The organism is Streptomyces zhihengii (assembly GCF_016919245.1).
In the GTDB taxonomy this organism is placed as follows: Bacteria; Actinomycetota; Actinomycetes; order Streptomycetales; family Streptomycetaceae; genus Streptomyces; species Streptomyces zhihengii.
The window spans coordinates 2,738,444-2,757,713 of sequence record NZ_JAFEJA010000001.1; the positions used below are offsets into that span (position 1 = coordinate 2,738,444).

Annotated in this window: 15 protein-coding genes; 10 read left to right on the plus strand and 5 right to left on the minus strand. The window is 73.9% G+C overall.

What is annotated here, in order from left to right; genetic code table 11:
- Positions 1-21 precede the first annotated feature (21 nt).
- Genes JE024_RS11110 through glgB form a run of 3 tightly spaced genes read left to right on the plus strand, consistent with a single transcriptional unit; the run spans position 22 to position 4,490 of the window.
- Positions 22-1,401, plus strand: coding sequence for a maltokinase N-terminal cap-like domain-containing protein (locus JE024_RS11110; protein WP_205373427.1), 1,380 nt, complete (start codon positions 22-24; stop codon positions 1,399-1,401).
- Between the two features lie 54 nt (positions 1,402-1,455).
- Positions 1,456-2,340 (plus strand): hypothetical protein, encoded by an 885-nt coding sequence (locus JE024_RS11115; protein WP_205376772.1) that lies wholly within the window; start codon positions 1,456-1,458, stop codon positions 2,338-2,340.
- Entirely contained in the window at positions 2,292-4,490 is a 2,199-nt protein-coding gene (gene glgB / locus JE024_RS11120; protein ID WP_205376494.1) for a 1,4-alpha-glucan branching enzyme, read from the plus strand. Before JE024_RS11115 ends, glgB begins: the two co-directional genes overlap by 49 nt.
- A 57-nt stretch (positions 4,491-4,547) precedes the next feature.
- On the opposite strand, the gene JE024_RS11125 is transcribed toward glgB, so the two are convergent.
- Positions 4,548-6,848, minus strand: coding sequence for a HelD family protein (locus JE024_RS11125; RefSeq protein WP_244882766.1), 2,301 nt, complete (start codon positions 6,846-6,848; stop codon positions 4,548-4,550).
- A 267-nt stretch (positions 6,849-7,115) separates the two neighbouring features.
- Between JE024_RS11125 and JE024_RS11130 the strand changes: the two genes are divergently transcribed.
- A complete protein-coding gene (locus JE024_RS11130) occupies positions 7,116-8,555 on the plus strand; it encodes a WGR domain-containing protein (protein ID WP_205373428.1) in 1,440 nt (479 codons plus the stop codon).
- Between the two features lie 44 nt (positions 8,556-8,599).
- Here the strand turns inward: JE024_RS11130 and trxA are convergent, their stop codons facing one another.
- Together trxA and JE024_RS11140 are read right to left on the minus strand one after the other, a co-directional pair.
- Entirely contained in the window at positions 8,600-8,950 is a 351-nt protein-coding gene (gene trxA / locus JE024_RS11135; RefSeq protein WP_280521555.1) for a thioredoxin, read from the minus strand.
- Complete coding sequence (locus JE024_RS11140; protein ID WP_205373429.1) at positions 8,947-9,348, minus strand: MerR family transcriptional regulator; 402 nt, start codon at positions 9,346-9,348, stop codon at positions 8,947-8,949. The genes trxA and JE024_RS11140 overlap by 4 nt, the downstream gene beginning before the upstream one ends.
- Positions 9,349-9,460: 112 nt before the next feature.
- Here JE024_RS11140 and JE024_RS11145 point away from each other — a divergent pair, with 112 nt between their 5' ends.
- Positions 9,461-9,802: a hypothetical protein gene (locus JE024_RS11145; protein WP_205373430.1), complete on the plus strand. Its 342-nt coding sequence runs from the start codon at positions 9,461-9,463 to the stop codon at positions 9,800-9,802.
- 142 nt (positions 9,803-9,944) lie between these two features.
- Here JE024_RS11145 and JE024_RS11150 read toward each other — a convergent pair whose 3' ends face one another.
- On the minus strand, positions 9,945-11,309 hold the full coding sequence (locus tag JE024_RS11150; protein ID WP_205373431.1) for a cation:dicarboxylate symporter family transporter: 1,365 nt from the start codon (positions 11,307-11,309) through the stop codon (positions 9,945-9,947).
- 128 nt (positions 11,310-11,437) lie between these two features.
- On the opposite strand from JE024_RS11150, the gene JE024_RS11155 reads away from it, so the two are divergent.
- The 3 genes from JE024_RS11155 (at position 11,438) to JE024_RS11165 (ending at position 14,563) form a co-directional block, all read left to right on the plus strand.
- Positions 11,438-13,063, plus strand: coding sequence for a sensor histidine kinase (locus tag JE024_RS11155; RefSeq protein WP_205373432.1), 1,626 nt, complete (start codon positions 11,438-11,440; stop codon positions 13,061-13,063).
- A complete protein-coding gene (locus JE024_RS11160) occupies positions 13,060-13,740 on the plus strand; it encodes a response regulator (protein WP_205373433.1) in 681 nt (226 codons plus the stop codon). The genes JE024_RS11155 and JE024_RS11160 overlap by 4 nt, the downstream gene beginning before the upstream one ends.
- A gap of 142 nt (positions 13,741-13,882) precedes the next feature.
- Positions 13,883-14,563, plus strand: a complete 681-nt coding sequence (locus JE024_RS11165; RefSeq protein WP_372449791.1) for a helix-turn-helix transcriptional regulator — start codon at positions 13,883-13,885, stop codon at positions 14,561-14,563.
- Positions 14,564-14,612: 49 nt separating this feature from the next.
- Here JE024_RS11165 and JE024_RS11170 read toward each other — a convergent pair whose 3' ends face one another.
- The gene (locus JE024_RS11170; protein WP_205373434.1) at positions 14,613-15,638 is read right to left on the minus strand and encodes an ATP-dependent 6-phosphofructokinase; all 1,026 of its coding nucleotides are present in this window, start codon (positions 15,636-15,638) and stop codon (positions 14,613-14,615) included.
- A 258-nt stretch (positions 15,639-15,896) separates the two neighbouring features.
- Between JE024_RS11170 and pta the strand changes: the two genes are divergently transcribed.
- Both pta and JE024_RS11180 read left to right on the plus strand, forming a co-directional pair.
- Positions 15,897-18,023, plus strand: coding sequence for a phosphate acetyltransferase (gene pta / locus JE024_RS11175; RefSeq protein WP_205373435.1), 2,127 nt, complete (start codon positions 15,897-15,899; stop codon positions 18,021-18,023).
- Positions 18,020-19,240 (plus strand): acetate kinase, encoded by a 1,221-nt coding sequence (locus JE024_RS11180; RefSeq protein WP_205373436.1) that lies wholly within the window; start codon positions 18,020-18,022, stop codon positions 19,238-19,240. Before pta ends, JE024_RS11180 begins: the two co-directional genes overlap by 4 nt.
- The last annotated feature ends 30 nt before the right edge of the window (positions 19,241-19,270 follow it).

Below are 19,270 nucleotides of genomic sequence, written 5' to 3' on the forward strand. Positions count from 1 at the left end.
CGGGGAAAGGACGCGATGCCCATGTCGGAGGCTGCTTCCACCCGGACCTCGCCCGCACTACTTGCGTCGCTCGCACCGCTGCTGCACTCCTGGCTGCCGGCACAGCGCTGGTTCGCCGGCAAAGGATCACCGGTCACCGGCTTCACCCTCGACCTCGCGACCGAACTGCTGCCGGTGCGCGGCTCCGGCGGACCGGGCCTGCTGCATCTGCTCCTGCGGGTCCACCAGCCGGACCGGCCGCCGAGGGCCGAAGGCGACTGCTACCAGCTCCTGATCGGCACCCGTCCCACCCTGCCGCCCGCCCTCGCCCCCGCGCTCATCGGCCACGCCGCCCAGGGCCCGCTGGCCGGACTCACCCTCTACGAGGGGACCCACGACCCCCGCCTCGCGGGCCTGCTGCTGGAACGGCTGCGCACACCCGGCACGTTGGGCCCCCTGCGCTTCGAACGGTTCGACGGCTCCGCCCCGGTCCCCCGCGACCTGCCGGCCCGCCCGCTCGGCGCCGAGCAGTCCAACTCCTCGCTCGTATACGGCGACAGCTACATCCTCAAGATCTTCCGCAGGCTGCACCCAGGCGCCAATCCGGACCTGGAGCTGCCGCTGGCCCTCGCCCGGGCCGGATGCCGCCGGGTCCCCACGCCCGTCGCCTGGTACCGGTCCGCCGCGCCGGAACCTTTCACCCTGGGCGTGCTCCAGCCCTTCCTGCCCGGCTCGCGGGACGGCTGGGTGCTGGCCCTCGACGCACTGGCGGCCGGCCGCTCGTTCCGTGCCGAGGCGCGTGAACTGGGCCGGGTGACCGCCGAGGTGCACACGGCACTCGCCGACGCGCTCCCGGTGGTGAAGCTGAGCGGCCCCCAGTCCGAGCGGCTGGCGGCCGGGATGACCGACCGGCTGGAGGCCGCCGCGCGCGCGGTCCCCGCGCTGGGCCCGTACGCGCCCCGGCTGCGCACGGCCTTCGAGGCCGTCGGCGTGCTCGGCAGACGCGGCCGCATCTGGGCGGCGCAGCGCGTCCACGGCGATCTGCACCTCGGCCAGATACTGCGCGGCCCCGTGGACACGCCCTGGTCCGTCATCGACTTCGAGGGCGAGCCGGCCAGCCCGCTCACGGAACGCTGCCGTCCGCAGCCCGCCGTCCGCGACGTCGCCGGGATGCTCCGCTCGTTCGACTACGCCGCCCGCACACACCGCCCGTGGAACCCGGCCTGGGCGGAGGCGTGCCGCGACGCCTACTGCGCGGGCTACGCGGAGGCCGCGGGCTGCGACCCGCGCGAGGAGCCCGAGCTGCTGCGCGCGTACGAGACCGACAAGGCCGTCTACGAGGCCGTCTACGAGGCACGCCACCGGCCCGACTGGCTGCCCGTCCCGATGGCCGCGATCGAACGCCTCGCGTCGGTCGGCTGACTCCCCCCACTCCCCCGTCCCACCTCCCTTTCCCGTGCCCAGGAGGCCGAACCCGTGACCCCCCGCCGTGCCCCTCGCCCCTCCGACTCCTCGCCCACTCCGCAGCCCCCCGACGCCACGGGCGCGCAGGACGCCCCGCCCGCCGCGGAGACCGGCCCGACGGGCGCGGCGGCCGCCCCGGACGCCGCGCCCGCCGGTTCCGGCGGGCCGGCGGACACCGCCGGTCCGGGGCGATCCGCACGCAGGGCCCGGGCGAAGTCCGGGTCGGCGGCGGACGCTCCCCCGGCGGCGAGCACGGACGCGGACGGCGCGGGCGAAGCAGGTGCGGCCGACGCCCTCGGGGCGGCGGGGCGCACCGGGGCCAAGGCCAAGGGCAAGGGCAGGAAGGGTGCCAAGGGGGGCGGCAAGGCCGCCCGGGACGGCGCCCTCGCGGAGCCGGGGGTGCCCGGAGCCGAGCCCGGGAAGGCGGCGGAGGCCGAGCCGGTCGCCGAGGTGGCGCGGCCCGGAGCGGAGACGGGCGCACTCACCGGGACGGAGGCGCCCGGCCTGCCCGGACAGGGCGCGCCGGCCGCGGCGAAGGCGCCCGGTCTGCCGGTGCAGGGGCGTCTCGACGACGCCGTGCCCGCCGCGATGGCGAGCGCCGGCACCGGCCCCGCCCGTTCGGCGTCCCGGTCCGCACCGGGCACCCGGGCCACCGAGCCGCCGGGGCCCCGGCGGCCGCCGGACGGCGGTCCGCCACCGGCGGCACGGGCGGCACCGGCGGACGCGGCGGGGCCCGTGACGCGGGCTCCGCATCCGGATCCGGCCGCACCCCGCGTGCCGCGGCGGCGGACGGCACCGCCTCCGGGCCCCGGAACACCGCCGCCGCCCCCGCACCCCGCCCCGGCGGCCTGCGGCCCGCGGCGGACCTGGGCGACGAGGACCGCGGGCGGCTGCTGAGCGGCGGCCACCACGACCCCCACTCCCTGCTCGGGGCCCACCCGGTGCGCGGCGGCGTGCAGTTGCGGGTGCTGCGCCCGCACGCCACCGCGGTCACCATCCTGGCCAAGGGGCTGCGCACCGAGCTCCACGACGACGGCGACGGCTTCTTCTCCGGTGTGCTGCCGCTGCGCACGATGCCCGAGTACCGGCTGCTGGTCGCCTACCCCGACCACGCGGAGGGCTACGAGACCGACGACCCGTACCGCTTCCTGCCCGCCCTCGGCGACCTGGATCTGCATCTGATCGGGGAGGGCCGGCACGAGGAGCTGTGGAACGCGCTCGGCGCGCACCCCCTCACCCACCAGGGCGTCACCGGCACCCGGTTCACCGTCTGGGCGCCCAACGCCCGCGGGGTGCGGGTGGTCGGCGACTTCAACTACTGGGACGGCACCGGCTTCCCGATGCGCTCGCTGGGCTCCACGGGCGTGTGGGAGCTGTTCCTGCCCGGGGTCGGCGAGGGCGCGCTCTACAAGTTCGAGATCATGCGCCCGGACGGCTCGCACACCCTGCGGGCCGACCCGATGGCGCGCGCCACCGAGGTGCCGCCGGCGAACGCCTCCGTGGTGACCCGCTCGCGGCACGAGTGGACGGACCACGAGTGGATGGCGCACCGCGGCGACCGGCCCGTCCACGAGGCGCCCCTGTCGGTCTACGAGGTGCACCTGGCCTCCTGGCGACCCGGGCTGACCTACCGCCAGCTCGCCGAGCAGCTCCCCCGCTACGTCAGGGAACTCGGCTTCACCCACGTCGAGTTCATGCCGGTGGCCGAGCACCCCTTCGGCGGCTCCTGGGGCTACCAGGTCACCGGCTTCTACGCGCCGACCTCCCGGATGGGCAGCCCGGACGACTTCCGCTTCCTCGTCGACAGCCTGCACCGGGCGGGCATCGGCGTGCTGGTCGACTGGGTGCCGGCGCACTTCCCCCGCGACGACTGGGCGCTGGCCGAGTTCGACGGCCGCCCGCTGTACGAGCACGGCGACCCCTCGCGGGCGGCGCACCCCGACTGGGGGACGCTGGAGTTCGACTACGGGCGCAAGGAGGTGCGGAACTTCCTCGTCGCCAACGCGGTCTACTGGTGCGAGGAGTTCCACATCGACGGCCTGCGGGTGGACGCCGTCGCCTCGATGCTCTACCTCGACTACTCCCGCGAGGACGGCCAGTGGTCGCCCAACGAGCACGGCGGCCGGGAGAACCTCGACGCGGTGGCCTTCCTCCAGGAGATGAACGCCACGGTCTACCGGCGCTGCCCCGGGGTGGTCACCATCGCCGAGGAGTCCACCGCCTGGGACGGCGTCACCCGCGCCACCCACCATGTGGGCCACGGCGGCTTCGGCGGCCTCGGCTTCGGCCTGAAGTGGAACATGGGCTGGATGCACGACTCGCTCGGGTACATCGAGCACGAGCCCGTGCACCGCAAGTTCCACCACAACGAGATGACGTTCTCGATGGTGTACGCCTACAGCGAGAACTACGTGCTGCCGATCTCGCACGACGAGGTGGTGCACGGCAAGCGGGCGCTGGTCAGCAAGATGCCCGGCGACTGGTGGCAGCAGCGTGCGAACCACCGCGCCTACCTGGGCTTCATGTGGGCCCACCCGGGCAAGCAACTGCTGTTCATGGGACAGGAGTTCGCCCAGGGCGCCGAGTGGTCGGAGGGCCACGGCCCGGACTGGTGGCTGCTCGACCCGTCGTACGCGGCCGAGCCCGACCACCGCGGTGTGCGCGACCTGGTGCGCGAGCTGAACACGGTCTACGCGGGCACCCCGGCGCTGTGGCAGCAGGACACGGTGCCGGACGGCTTCGACTGGGTGGACGGCGGCGCCGCCGAGGACAACGTCCTCGCCTTCCTGCGCTTCGACCGCGACGGCGCCCCGCTGCTGGCGGTGAGCAACTTCTCGCCCGTGGTGCGCCACGGCTTCCGGCTCGGCGTGCCCGGTTCCGTGCCGGTGTGGTCGGAGGTGCTCAACACCGACGAGGAGCGGTTCGGCGGTTCCGGAGTGGTCAACGCGGACCCGGTCAAGACCGAGCAGGCCGAGTCCCACGGCCGCCGGACGTCGGTGACGCTGACGCTGCCGCCGCTGGCGACGCTCTGGCTGCGGCCGGCCTGACCCGGGGCGGCGGGGGCGCGGTCACCGGGGCGGTGACCGCGCCCCCGGCCCGTCCGGTCACCGCCCGGGCGTCCGGCCGCGGACGACGCCGAGGCGCTGGGTCGCCCGGGTGAAGGCGACGTACAGGTCGTTCACGCCGTAGGGGGAGGCGTCCCGGATGGTCTCCGGCTCGACCACGATCACGGTGTCGAACTCCAGCCCCTTCGCGGCCTTCGGGTCGAGCACCACGACCGGGCGGGTCAGGTCCGGATCGGGCCCCGTCCCCGCGTCCGGCAGCCGGGCGGCGAGTTCGCGGTGGAGTGCCGCCGGGGCGATCACGGCGGTCCGGCCCTCGTCCGGTGTCCCGGCCACCCGCCCGGCCACGGTGGCGGCGATCTCCTCCGGCGCGACGGACACCTCCCAGGGCTCCACCCCGGTGGAGCGCACCGAGCGGGGCGGCTCGAAGGCGGGGTCGGCGGCGCGGCGCACCGCGGCGGCGAGCTCCATGATCTCGGCGGGCGTGCGGTAGTTGACGCCCAGCCGGGTGTGTTCCCAGCGGTCGCCGACGAACGGTTCGAGGATCTCCCGCCACGATCCGCAGCCCGCCTCGTCGCCGGTCTGGGCCGGGTCGCCGACGAGGGTCATCGAGCGGGTCGGGCAGCGGCGCATCAGCAGCCGCCACGCCATCGCGGACAGCTCCTGCGCCTCGTCGACGATGATGTGCCCGAAGGCCCAGGTGCGGTCTGCCGCGGCGCGTTCGGCGGCGGTGCGGTGGTCCGCCTCCTCGTGGCGTTCGGCCATCCGCTCGGCGTCGATGACGTCGTGCGCCGCGAGGACCTCGGACTCCTCGTCCTCGAACTCGTACGTCTCGGAGCCGTGGGAGAGCTCCAGCACGCCCTGGGCGTAGGCGATGCGGTCCTGGCGCTCGGCCTCGGCCGCGGCGCGGGCCGCGCTGTCGTCGGTGCCGAGGAGTTCGGCGGCCTCGTCGAGCAGCGGCACGTCGGCGGGGGTCCACGGGCCGCCCTCGCGCCGTACGGCGTCGGCGTCGGCGGCGTCCAGGTACTCCTCCGGTCCGGCGAGCAGGTCGGCGACGAGCCGCTCGGGGGTGAGCGGGGGCCACAGCGCGTCGACGGCGGCGTGCACCTCGGCGCTGGTGGCGATCTCCTTGCCGAGCTGGGCGATGTCGTCGGGGCCGAGGAGGTTCTCCCCGCCGAAGGGGTCGGCGCCGAGCCGGTCGGCGAGCTGGGCGGTCAGGGCGTCGATGATCCGGAAGGCGAAGTGCGGGCGGGCCAGGTTGTGGGGCAGTCCGGTGGAGCGGGCGCGGTCGCGGGCCTCGTACGCCATCTCGCGGTGCAGCAGCAGTGTCCCGTAGCCCTCGTGGTCGATCTCCAGCGCCGGTTCGGGGACTTCGCCGTGGTCCTCGCCGCTGGTGGCGGGCACCGCCTCGGGCAGGGTCTGCCGGTCGGCGACCGCGCGGGCGAGGACGGCGGCCATCGAGGCCCGCCCCTTGACCGCGGCGGCGCGGGGGGTGTCGGTGCCGGTGGCGTGCACTCCGGGGAAGAGTTCGCCCATGGTCGACAGCAGGACGCCGGTCTCGCCGAGCGACGGCAGCACCTCCCCGATGTAGCCGAGGAAGGCGGGGTTCGGACCGACGATCAGCACCGCCCGGCGGGCGAGCTGCTCGCGGTACTCGTAGAGCAGGTACGCGGCGCGGTGCAGCGCGACGGCGGTCTTGCCCGTGCCGGGACCGCCCTCGACGACGAGCACGCCGTGCCGGGGCGCGCGGATGATGCGGTCCTGCTCGGCCTGGATGGTCTGCACGATGTCGGCCATGCGTCCGGTGCGCGCCGTCGCGAGCGCGGCCAGGAGCACCTCGTCGGCGTCACGGGACTCGTGGCCCGTGCGGGTCGGGTCCGTCAGGTCGAGGATCTCGTCGTGGAGCGCGGTGACGGTGCGGCCCGTGGTCCTGATGTGCCGGCGGCGCACGAGTCCCATCGGCTCGAATCCGGTGGCGAGATAAAAGGGGCGGGCCACGGGAGCGCGCCAGTCGATGAGCAGCGGGGTGCGCCGGGCGTCGTCCAGGCGCATTCCGACGCGGCCGATGTGGCGGGTCGTGCCGTCCTTCTCGTCGATACGGCCGAAGCACAGTCCGTCGTCGACCGCGTTGAGCGCGTTGAGGTGGGCGAGGTGCTCGGCGACGCCGATGTCGCGCTCGACCCGGGCCTGCCGACCGGTCGTGACCTGGGCCGCGGTCGCGGTGGCGGCGTTCTCGGCCTGCTCCCGGAGCGCGTCGAGACGCTCGTAGAGCCGGGCGACGAATTGCTGTTCGTTCCGCAATTCCTCGGTTGACAATTCAGCTCCTGACGCGATATGGTTCATCCAGTGAAGCCCCCTCCGTAAATTCTCCGAACATAACGGTTCGAGGAATCCACGAGCAGGGAACCATCAAATATACGCAGGCAATACCCCCGGCCGTCAATTCGGTTCCGGGGATTTTTTGTGTTCCCGGCCGAGTCCGGCCGCGGCGCAGGCCCGCCGTCCGGCAGCCCCCCGCGCACCGGCGGTGTCAGTGGCCCCCCGTAGCGTTCTCGTCAGTGGGAACGAGCCGGAGACGGACGGCTGTTCCGTCCCGGGGAGGGGTCTGTCATGTCTGGTACGACGACATATCTGGAGCTGTCGCAGGACGACGGCTCGGCGCACAAGTTCTACGAGGTGACGGTGGACGGGACGGCGGTCTCGGTGCGCTACGGGCGCATCGGCGCCGGCGGTCAGCTCCAGACCTCGTCGTTCCCGACGGCGGAGAAGGCGCAGGCGGCGGCCGCCCGGAAGATCGGCGAGAAGGTGCGCAAGGGGTACGCCCCTGCCGTGCGCGGACAGCGCGCGGCCCGCCCGGTGACCCGCCGTCAGGTGTCGTCCGCACCGTCCACCGCGCGCTCCACGGCTCCGGTGCTGTGGCGGTTCCGCACCGGCTCCGCGGCCTTCGGCATCCACATCGACGAGGACCGCTGCTGGGTGGGCAACCAGGCGGGCGACGTCTTCACCGTCAGCCACGGGGGCGACGTGCTCGCCCGGTTCTCGCTGCCGGAGGGCGTCAAGTGCCTGGTGGCGGACGACTTCTGGATCTACGCGGGCTGCGACGACGGCAAGGTGTACGACCTCTCCTCCAAGCTGCCCTTCGCCGCCTACGACATCGCCGCCGACGTCGACATCTTCTGGCTCGACATCCGCGAGGGCGTGCTCAACGTCTCGGACGCCGACGGCGGTCTGACGGTCATCGACCACGAGGACGAGTACCAGTGGGCCCGCCGGTCCGCCGGCGGCCAGGCGTGGATGGTGCGCGCCGACGACCGGGGCGTCTACCACGGCCACCAGAGCGGTGTGACGGCCTACGCGCCCGACGGCAGCGGGGAGTTGTGGCACACCCGCACCTCGGGCGGAGTGCTCTTCGGCTGGCAGGAGGACGAATCCGTCTACGCGGGCACCGCGCGCCATGTGGTGCAGCGGCTCTCCAAGGCCACCGGCGCGGTGGAGGCGACGTACCGCTGCGACACCGCCGTCTACTCCTGCGCGACCTCGCCCGACGGGCGGCATGTCTTCGCCGGCGACTCGGCGTCCTCCGTGTACTGCTTCGACACCGACGGCACCCGGCTGTGGAAGCTGCGCACGGGCGGCGGCTCGGCGCTGTCCATGCAGTACCACGACGAGAAGCTGTACATGGTCACCACGGACGGCTCCCTGGTGTGCGTGGACGCGAGCGAGGCCGCGGTGGCCGCCGCCCAGCAGGGCACCGTCCCGGTCGCGAGGGACGTCAAGTCCGCCGCCGCGCTGCCGACGTACACCCCGGCCGTCTCGGCGGCCTCGGTGGCGACGGTCTCGGAGCCGCCCGCGGGCGGTGTGGTGGTCGAGTGCGTCGGCAGCGGCGGCCGGGTGCGGGTGCACGTGGTCTCCGAGGGCTACGACCGCTCCTGGTACGTGCAGTTCCCGCGCGGCATACGCGAGGTGGGCGCCCGGTACGTGGTCGACGCCCTGCACCCCGCGCAGGCCGGGTTCTACCGGGTGCGCGGCGAGATCCGGCGCCTGGTCTGAGCCGTGCCGGGCGCCGGCTCCGCGGGGAGCCGGCGCCCGGGGGCTCAGGTGCCGAGGACGTCGGCCAGTTCCTGGAGCAGCTTGCGCTTGGGCCGGGCGCCGGTCATCGAGCGCACCGGCTCGCCGCCGTCGAACACCAGCAGCGTCGGCAGCGACAGGACGCCGTAGCGGGCCGCCGTCTCCGGATTGGTGTCCGCGTCGATCTCCACCACCTTCAGCCGGTCCGCGTGCTCGGCCGCCACGGCCCTGAGCACCGGGGCGAGCTGACGGCACGGACCGCACCAGGCGGCGGAGAACTCCACCAGGACCGGCCGCCCGGCCGCGAGGACCTGGGCGCCGAAGTCCGCGTCCGTCACCCTGGTGACGCCTTCTGTACCGATCTCCGTACCGATCACCGCTCGACCTCCGAGAATTCGCAGTGGGGTTCCGGGCCCTCGGGCAGCTGTGCCTCGGCCCGCAGCAGCGACGCCGCGACCTGCGCCCGCACGGTGGCGAGCTGCTCGATCAGGACGTCCAGCTCCGCGAGCTTGGCCCGGTAGACGGCGAGCGAGGCGGGGCAGGAGTCGCCCTCCGGGTGCCCGGCCCGCAGGCATTCGACGAACGGCCTGGTCTCCTCCAGGCCGAAGCCGAAGTCCTGCAGCGTCCGGATCTGGTGCAGCAGCCGCAGGTCGTCCTCGTCGTACGTCCGGTAGCCGTTCACCGTGCGCCGCGCGGGGAGCAGCCCCCGGGCCTCGTAGTAGCGCAGGGCCCGGGTCGTGGTCCCGGCCCGCTCCGCAAGCTCGCCGATTCGCATGCCGCGACGGTATTCCTTGACGTCGGCGTCAAGGCAAGGGCGGTGTCGGGACAAGGGCGGTGTCCCGCCTGCCCTGCGCGTCCGTGCGCCGCGCGCGAGACTGGAGGTGGGGGTGGACGAGGCCCGGCCCGCACCGGCGGTGGTCCGCGAGGGCGCCGTCCGCGAGGGCGTGCCGGGCGATGTCCCGGACACGGAGGCGGTCATGACGGAGCAGCGCGAGCGGGCGGGCACGGTCCCGGAGGAGTTCGGCCAACTGGTCACGGAGTTCCGCGGTCTGCTGGAGAGGTATCCGGGCGCGGACGGGTTCTTCGCGCTCGCCTACCACCCCGACGGCCTCGGGGACGGACCGGAGCGGCCGGGCACGATGAGCACGGCGGGCATCACCCAGCCCGTCTACGAGTGCGAGAAGATCGAACCCGGCCTCCAGCAGTGCAGGCGCGCCCCGGAGCAGTGACCGGAGGCACGCCGCCCCGCCTTACCGCCGCCCGGCGCACCGCGCCGCCCCGTCGGCCGGCCGGCCACAGCGCATACGCGCAGGCCCCCGGCGTCGACGGTGCGTCGGCGCCGGGGGCCTGCGCGGAGCGGGCGGGGAGGGGTCAGACCTTGACCGGCTCCCGCTCGTCGTCACGCGGCTCGGGGAGTGCGGCGGTCTCCTCGGCGGGGCTGTGGTCGTCGGTGAGGGTGGCCTCGTCGAAGGGGGCCTTGCCCGCCAGCACGAGTTCGACCCGCTCCTTGTCGATCTCCTTCGTCCAGGTGCCGACGAGGACGGTGGCGACGGCGTTGCCCGCGAAGTTCGTCAGGGCGCGGGCCTCGCTCATGAAGCGGTCGATGCCGACGATCAGGCCGACGCCGTCGACGAGTTCGGGGCGGTGCGACTGCAGACCGCCGGCCAGCGTCGCCAGACCGGCGCCGGTGACGCCCGCCGCGCCCTTCGAGGCGATGATCATGAAGACCAGGAGCGAGATCTGCTCCCCCGCGCTCAGCGGGTCACCGGTGGCGTTGGCGATGAACAGCGAGGCCATCGTCAGGTAGATGGCGGTGCCGTCCAGGTTGAAGGAGTAGCCGGTGGGCACGGTGATGCCGACCACGGGCTTGCTGACGCCCAGGTGCTCCATCTTCGCGATCAGCCGCGGCAGGGCCGACTCGGAGGAGGACGTGGACACGATCAGCAGGAACTCGCGGCCCAGGTACTTCAGCAGCGAGAAGAGGTTCACCCCCGCGACGAAGCGCATCAGCAGTCCGAGGATCACGAAGACGAACAGCGCACAGGTGACGTAGAAGCCGATCATGATGACGGCCAGCGACTTCAGCGCGTCGAGGCCGGTCTCGCCGACGACCGCGGCGATCGCGCCGAAGGCGCCGACGGGCGCGGCCCACATGATCATCGCGAGGATGCGGAAGACGAGGCGCTGGATGTGGCCGATGCCGCGGAGGACGGGCTCGCCCGCCGAGCCCATCGCCTGGAGCGCGAAGCCGGCGAGCAGGGCCACCAGCAGGGTCTGGAGCACCTCGCCCTCGGTGAAGGCGGAGACCAGGGTCGTCGGGATGATGCCGAGGAGGAAGTCCGCGGTGCTCTCCCCCGTGCCCTCGGCCTGCGCGGCGCCCGCCTCGCGGGTCGCCTCCGTGATGTGCAGGCTGGAGCCGGGCTCCAGCAGGTTGCCGACGAGCAGGCCGATGGCCAGGGCGACGGTCGACATCACCAGGAAGTAGCCGAGGGCGAGCCCGCCGACGGCGCCGACCTTGGCGGCCTTCCGTACCGAGCCGATGCCCAGCACGATGGTGCAGAAGATCACCGGCGAGATCATCATCTTGATGAGGTTCACGAAACCGGTGCCGATGGGCTTGAGCTCGACAGCCACCCCGGGGGCGGCGAACCCCACGGTGATACCGAGAGCGACCGCGGCGATGACCGCGATGTAGAGATAGTGCGTACGGTCCCGCCTGCCGTTGGCTGTGGCCACGGGGTCCTCCTCGTCGAGTGTGCGCGTCCATGTCCCGATGGATCCCCGCGACTATCCACCAGCGCTGTGACCCCGGTCACCGTTGCGTTCGTTTCGTTCACACAATTCCGGCCAGGCAGACTGAACGCATGCGCCTCCCCCGTCCCCGCAGCCTCGCGGGCCAGCTCTTCGCCATGCAGGTCGTGCTGGTCGCGGCGATCGTGGCGGGCTGCGCGCTCTTCGCCTACCTCACGGACCAGGCCCAGGCCGAGGAGTCGGCCCGGCACCGGACCACGGCCACCGCGGCCGCCGCCGCCCGCTCGCCCTCGGTCGCCGAGGCGGTGCGCTCCGCGGACCCGTCGGCGGTGCTCCAGCCGTACGCCGAGGCGCTGCGCAAGGACGCCGGCATGGACTTCGTCGTGATCATGGACCCGCGCGGGCGGCGCTGGACCCATCCGACGCCGGAGCGGATAGGGGAGACCTATCTCGGCCACATCGGGCCCGCGCAGCGCGGCGGCGTCCTCAGCGAGCAGTTCGAGGGGACGCTCGGTCTGTCCGTGCGCACCGTGGCGCCGGTGCGCGACGGCGGGCAGGTCGTCGCCATCGTGAGCGCCGGCATCACCGTCGAGGAGATCACCCAGCAGGTGCGCGAGCAGGTCACCGCCCTGCTCGTCGCCGCGGGCGCGGCCCTCGCCCTCGGCGGCGCCGGCACGTATGTGATCAACGCCAGGCTGCGCCGCCACACCCACGGGATGAACGCCGCGGAGCTGGGCCGGATGCACGACTTCCACCAGGCGGCGCTGCACGCCGTGCGCGAGGGCCTGGTGATGCTCGACGGCGGCCGGCGGATCGTGCTGGCCAACGACGGCGCACGGGAGCTGCTGGGGTTCGGCGACGAAGCGGTGGGCCGGCCCGTGGCGGAGCTCGGTCTGCCGGCGCCGCTCACGGGGGCGCTGCTCGCCTCCGAGCCGCGGGTGGACGAGGTGCATCTGACCGCCGACCGGGTCGTGGTGGTGAACACCCGGCCGGTGGTCGGCGGCGAGCAGCGCGGCACCGTCGTGACCCTGCGGGACCACACCGAGCTCCAGGCGCTCTCCGGCGAGCTGGACTCGGAGCGCGGCTTCACCCAGGCGCTGCGCTCGCAGGCCCACGAGGCGGCGAACCGGCTGCACACCGTGGTCTCGCTGATCGAGCTCGGCCGGGCCGAGGAGGCGGTCGAGTTCGCGACGGCCGAACTGGAGCTGGCGCAGGTGCTGACGGACCGGGTGGTCGGGGCGGTGGGCGAGCCCGTCCTCGCGGCGCTGCTGCTCGGCAAGACGGCGCAGGCCAACGAGCGGGGCGTGGAGCTGGTGCTGGCCGAGGACAGCCGAATCGACGACCACGTGCTGCCGGGGACCCTGCCGCCCCGGGACCTGGTGACCATCCTGGGCAACCTGATCGACAACGCCGTCGACGCGGCGGGGGGTGTCCCCGGGGCCCCGGCGCGTGTCACCGTGACGCTGCGGACCGAGCGCACGGAGCTGGTGGTGCGGGTGTCCGACAGCGGTCCCGGGGTGTCGCCGGACCGGACCGAGGACGTGTTCCGGCGCGGCTGGTCCACCCACGGCCCCGGACGCGGCATCGGCCTGGCGCTGGTGCGGCAGGCCGTGCGCCGCGGCCACGGCACGGTCGCGGTGGGGCGCGGCGCGGACGGCGGGGCCGAGTTCACGGTCCGGCTGCCGCTGATCACCGCCGGGAGACCGGCGCCGGACCGGCCGACGGAGACGCACGCATGACCATCAGGGTTCTGGTCGTCGAGGACGACCCCGTCGCAGCGGACGCCCACGCGCTCTACGTGGGCAGGGTGGACGGGTTCGCCGTCGTCGGTGTCGCCCACTCGCGGGCCCAGGCCGTCCGGGCGCTGGAGCGCACCGAGGTGGATCTGCTGCTGCTCGACCTGTACCTGCCGGACGGGCACGGCCTCCAGCTCGTGCGGTCGCTGCGCGCCGCCGGCCACTCGGCCGACGTGATCGCCGTGACGTCCGCCCGCGATCTGGCGATCGTCCGGGAGGGGGTGTCGCTCGGCGTGGTGCAGTACGTGCTGAAGCCCTTCACCTTCGCCACGCTCCGCGACCGGCTGGACCGCTACGCGGAGTTCCGGGCGGCCGCCGGGGAGGCCAGCGGCCAGGACGAGGTGGACCGCGCGCTCGCCGCGCTGCGCGCCCCGCGCACCGGTACGACGCTGCCCAAGGGGCTGAGCGGGCCCACCCTGGAGGCGGTCACGCGCACCCTGCGCGAGTCGCCGGAGGGCCTGACCGCGACGGAGGCCGCCGCGGCGGTCGGGATCTCGCGCATCACGGCCCGGCGCTATCTGGAGCACCTGGTCACCGCGGGCCGGGCGGACCGGGCGCCCCAGTACGGGCAGGTCGGCCGGCCGGAGCTCCAGTACCGCTGGCTGAGCTCCCGCCGCTGACGCCGCGGCCCCCGCGCCCTCGGGCGGGGGCGCGGGCTACCCCCGGGTAGCCGGAACACCCGCCGGCCGTCTCGGACCTTTCCACAAGCTGTGGCTTGGGGTGAACGCACCGTAGTCGCCGCCGGTCCCCCGACCGTACGGTGTGCGCGTGCAGCCCTCCTCCCCGCCCTTCGACTCCCTCGCCGCGCGCCGTCTGCGCGAGGCCCTGGGCATGGCCCCCGGTCATGTCTCCTACGGCCTGCGGGCCCAGTACGGCCTGGCCGTCACACCCGACACGGTCGTCGCCTGGGAGCGGGGCACCGCCACCCCCGGCACCCGTGAACTGACCGCCCTCGCGGGCGTCCTGTGGTGCTCGCCCGCCGAACTGCTGGCCGGCGCGACCACCTTGCGTGAGCACCGCATCGCCCGCGGCTGGACGGCCGCCGACCTGGCCCGCCGGGTCGGCCTGGACGCCGGGGCGTACACGCGGATGGAGGAGTCCCGCCGCTGGCGCGGCAGCGAACGGCAGACCGCCGCCCTCGCCGAGGCGCTGGAGCTGTCCCCCCGTGACCTGCTGGCCGCGACCGGCCGGGACCAGGAGCTGGCCGAGCTGCTGCGCGGCGCGGTCGGCGCGCGGTGGCAGGCGTACGTCCGCCCGGTCGCCCGGATGCTGCCGATGGAACGCGGCCCGCTCGAAGCCGTGCTCCAGCGGCTGCACTCCGACTACCAGTCGCGCACGGTGGCGACGCTGAGCTGGGGGGACGCCTCGGAGGACACCGGCGGCCCCGGGCGGGACTTCCTGGACCGGATCCTCGAACACTTCTGGGCCCTGGCCCGCGACTGAGGCCCGGCCCGGGCGGTGCGCCGGGCCCCGCCGGCGCCGCCCGCACCGGTCAGAAGACGGACTCCGCCTCGAACATCCGGTCCGCGGGCACCGTCTTCAGCCGGGTGACCGCCTCGGCCAGCGGCACCATCACGATCTCGGTGCCCCGCAGCGAGGTCATCATGCCGAACTGGCCCCGGTGCGCGGCCTCGACGGCGTACCAGCCGAAGCGGGTGGCGAGGACGCGGTCGTACGCGGTGGGTGTGCCGCCGCGCTGCACATGGCCGAGGATGACGGGCTTGGCCTCCTTGCCCAGCCGCCGCTCCAGCTCGGCGGCGAGCCGGTTGCCGATGCCCTGGAACCGCTCGTGGCCGAACTGGTCGATCTCGCCCTTCTCGTACGCCATGGACCCCTCGGCGGGGTGGGCGCCCTCGGCGACGCAGACCACGGCGAACTTCTTGCCCCGGGCGAAGCGCTCCTCGACCATCTTGACCAGGTCGTCGACCTGGAAGGGCCGCTCGGGCAGGCAGATGCCGTGGGCGCCGCCGGCCATGCCGGACTCCAGCGCGATCCAGCCGGCGTGCCGCCCCATCACCTCGACGACCATCACCCGCTGGTGGGACTCGGCCGTGGTCTTCAGCCGGTCGATGGCCTCGGTGGCGACCATCACGGCGGTGTCGAAGCCGAAGGTGCGGTCGGTGGCGAAGATGTCGTTGTCGATCGTCTTGGGGACGCCGACCACGGGCATCCCGGCGTCCGCGAGCATCCGGGACGCGGTGAGCGTGCCCTCGCCGCCGATTGGGATGAGCGCGTCGATGCCGTAGCGCTTCGCCAACTCCGGCGCGTTCTCGGCCGCTTCGCGCAGCCGGCCGCGCTCCAGGCGGGTGGAGCCGAGGATGGTGCCGCCGCGCGCGAGGATGCCGCCGACCGCGTTGAGGTCGAGGGGCCGGTAGTGGCCGTCGAGCAGCCCCCGGAAGCCGTCCTCGAAGCCGATGACCTCGTCGCCGTGCCCGGTCAGGGCGCGGTGCACCACTGAGCGGATCACTGCGTTCAGCCCCGGACAGTCGCCGCCTGCGGTGAGAATGCCGATGCGCATCGTGCTGTCTCTCCTGCTCCTCGCCGAACGTGTGAGCCGGTCCGATTCTCCCACGGGCCCGCCGTGCGCCGCGCTTCCGGCTGCTCCGGCGGCTCCCCGCCCGCCCTTCTGCCCGGCGGGCGCCCTATCTACACGCGAGGGTATTGTCAAGAGGGCGAGGCCGCCCCGGGGCGGTTTCCGCGCGTCCGGCCCCGCCGTCCGGCGGCGGCGGGCACCGTGGAGCACGACGGACGACGACACAGGGACGGGAGAGCACGCGTGACGCGGAGCGTGTACGTGACCGGGATCGACCGCGGCGACGGCCGGCAGGTGGTCGAGCTGGGGGTCATGGAGCTGCTGACCCGGCAGGTGGACCGGGTGGGCGTCTTCCGGCCGCTCGTCCACGACGGTCCCGACCGGCTCTTCGAGCTGCTGCGGGCGCGCTACCGGCTCTCCCAGGACGCGTCCGCCGTCCACGGCATGGACTACCACGAGGCGGCCACCCTCCAGGCCGAGCGGGGCACCGACGAACTGGTGTCCGCACTCGTCGAGCGCTTCCTGTCGGTGGCCCGGGAGTACGAGGTCGTGCTGGTCCTCGGCACCGACTACGCCGCCACCCAGCTCCCCGACGAACTCGCGCTCAACGCGCGCCTGGCCAACGAGTTCGGCGCCTCCCTGATCGCCGTGGTCGGCGGGAAGGACCAGACGGCGGAGTCGGTGCGGGCCGAGGCCCGCAACGCCTACCGCGCCTACGAGGCGCTGGGCTGCAACGTCCTCGCCATGGTCGCCAACCGGGTGGCCCCCGAGGAGCGGGACACCATCGCCGAGCGCCTCGCGGCCCGCCTCCCGGTCCCCTGCTACGTGCTGCCCGACGAGCCCGCGCTCGCCGCGCCCACGGTCGCCCAGATCACCCACGCCCTCGGCGGCACGGTGCTGCTCGGCGACGACTCGGGCCTCGCCCGCGACGCCCTGGACTTCGTCTTCGGCGGCGCGATGCTGCCCAACTTCCTGCCGGCGCTGACCCCCGGCTGCATGGTGGTCACCCCGGGCGACCGGGCCGACCTGGTCGTCGGCTCGCTCGCCGCGCACTCCGCCGGCACCCCGCCCATCGCGGGGGTGCTGCTCACCCTGAACGAGCGGCCGAGCCAGGAGATCCTCACCCTCGCCGCCCGCCTCGCGCCGGGCACACCGGTGATCTCGGTCGCCGGCAACAGCTTCCCCACCGCCGCCGAACTCTTCGGCCTGGAGGGCAAGCTGAACGCCTCCACACCCCGCAAGGCGGAGACGGCGCTGGGCCTCTTCGAGCGCCATGTGGACACCTCCGACCTGCTGGACCGGCTCGCGGTGGCCCGCAGCGGGCGGGTGACGCCGATGATGTTCGAGCACGAGCTGCTGGAGCAGGCCCGTGCCGAGCGGCGCCGGGTGGTGCTCCCCGAGGGCACCGAGGAGCGGGTGCTGCGCGCCGCGGACGTGCTCATCCGCCGCGACGTGTGCGACCTGACCCTGCTCGGCGACGTGGACGTGATCCGCAAGAAGGCGGCCGACCTGGGCGTCGACCTGTCCTCCGCGCAGCTCGTCGACCCCGCCGTCTCCGAGCTGCGCCAGGAATTCGCCGAGCGGTACGCGGCCCTGCGCGCCCACAAGGGCGTCTCCGTGGAGCTGGCCCACGACGTGGTCACGGACGTCAACTACTTCGGCACGCTGATGGTGGCCCAGGGCCTGGCCGACGGCATGGTGTCGGGCGCGGTGCACTCCACGGCCGCGACCATCCGGCCGGCGTTCGAGATCATCAAGACCACGTCGTCGGGCGCGCCCTCGGGGGAGAAGCCCGCGGGCGGGGCGGCGATCGTGTCGTCCGTCTTCTTCATGTGCCTGGCCGACCGGGTGCTGGTCTACGGGGACTGCGCGGTCAACCCGGACCCGGACGCCGAGCAGCTCGCGGACATCGCGATCCAGTCGGCGGCGACCGCGGCCCGCTTCGGCGTGGAGCCGCGGATCGCGATGCTCTCGTACTCCACCGGCACCTCCGGCTCCGGCGCGGACGTCGACAAGGTGCGCGAGGCCACCAAGCTGGTCCGGGCCTCCCGGCCCGATCTGCTCATCGAGGGCCCGATCCAGTACGACGCGGCCGTCGACCCCTCGGTGGCGGCGACCAAGCTGCCCGGCTCCGAGGTCGCCGGCCGGGCGACGGTGCTGATCTTCCCGGACCTCAACACCGGCAACAACACCTACAAGGCCGTGCAGCGTTCGGCGGGCGCGGTCGCCGTCGGCCCGGTGCTCCAGGGGCTGCGCAAGCCCGTGAACGACCTGTCCCGCGGGGCGCTCGTGGGCGACATCGTCAACACGGTCGCGATCACCGCCATCCAGTCCCAGGACCCGTCCAAGGCTCAGGAGTACTCCGCATGACGGCCACCCGTGTCCTCGTCCTCAACTCCGGTTCGTCGTCGCTGAAGTACCAGCTCCTGGACATGCGCGACGCCGCGCGGCTGGCGACCGGGCTGGTCGAGCGGATCGGCGAGGCGACGTCGCGTCTCGTGCACACCCCGCTCGCCGGCGGGGCCGCGCCGCGCGAGCGGACCGGGCCGATCGCCGACCACGACGCCGCGCTCAAGGCGGTGGCCGGCGAACTGGCCGAGGACGGCCTCGGCCTGGACTCCCCCGAACTGGCCGCGATCGGGCACCGGGTGGTGCACGGCGGGCTGCGCTTCACCGAGCCGACGGTGATCACCGACGAGGTGCTCGCCGAGATCGAGCGGCTGGTCCCCGTCGCGCCGCTGCACAATCCGGCGAACCTCACGGGCATCCGGACGGCGCAGGCGCTGCGGCCCGAGCTTCCCCAGGTCGCCGTCTTCGACACCGCCTTCCACACCACGATGCCGGAGGCGGCGGCCCGCTACGCCATCGACGTGGAGACCGCCGACGCGCACCGCATCCGCCGCTACGGCTTCCACGGCACCTCGCACGCCTACGTGTCGCGGGCGACGGCCCGGCTGCTCGGCAAGGACCCGTCCGAGGTGAACGTCATCGTGCTGCACCTCGGCAACGGCGCGTCCGCCTCGGCGGTGGAGGGCGGGCGGTGCGTGGAGACCTCCATGGGACTGACCCCCTTGGAAGGGCTGGTGATGGGTACCCGCTCGGGCGACATCGATCCGGCCGTCACCTTCCACCTCAAGCGGGTCGCGGGCATGTCGGCCGACGAGATCGACGTCCTGCTGAACAAGCGGAGCGGTCTGGTGGGACTCTGCGGCGACAACGACATGCGGGAGATCCGCCGGCGCGTCGACGAGGGCGACGAGCGGGCGAAGCTGGCGTTCGACGTCTACGTCCACCGGCTGCGGAAATACATCGGGGCCTACTACGCCGTGCTCGGCCGGGTGGACGCGGTGGCGTTCACGGCGGGGGTCGGCGAGAACGCGGCGCCGGTGCGGGAGGCGGCGATCGCCGGTCTCGACCGGCTCGGGCTCGCCGTCGACCCGGACCGCAACGCCGTGCGCTCCGGGGAGGCGCGGCTGATCTCGCCGGACGGCGCCGGGGTCGCGGTGGCCGTCGTGCCCACCGACGAGGAACTGGAGATCGCCCGTCAGACGCATGAATTGGTGAAAAGGGTGAACGCCCGAACGTGAACGCCTGAGCGGGCGGGCGCCCATTTGTAC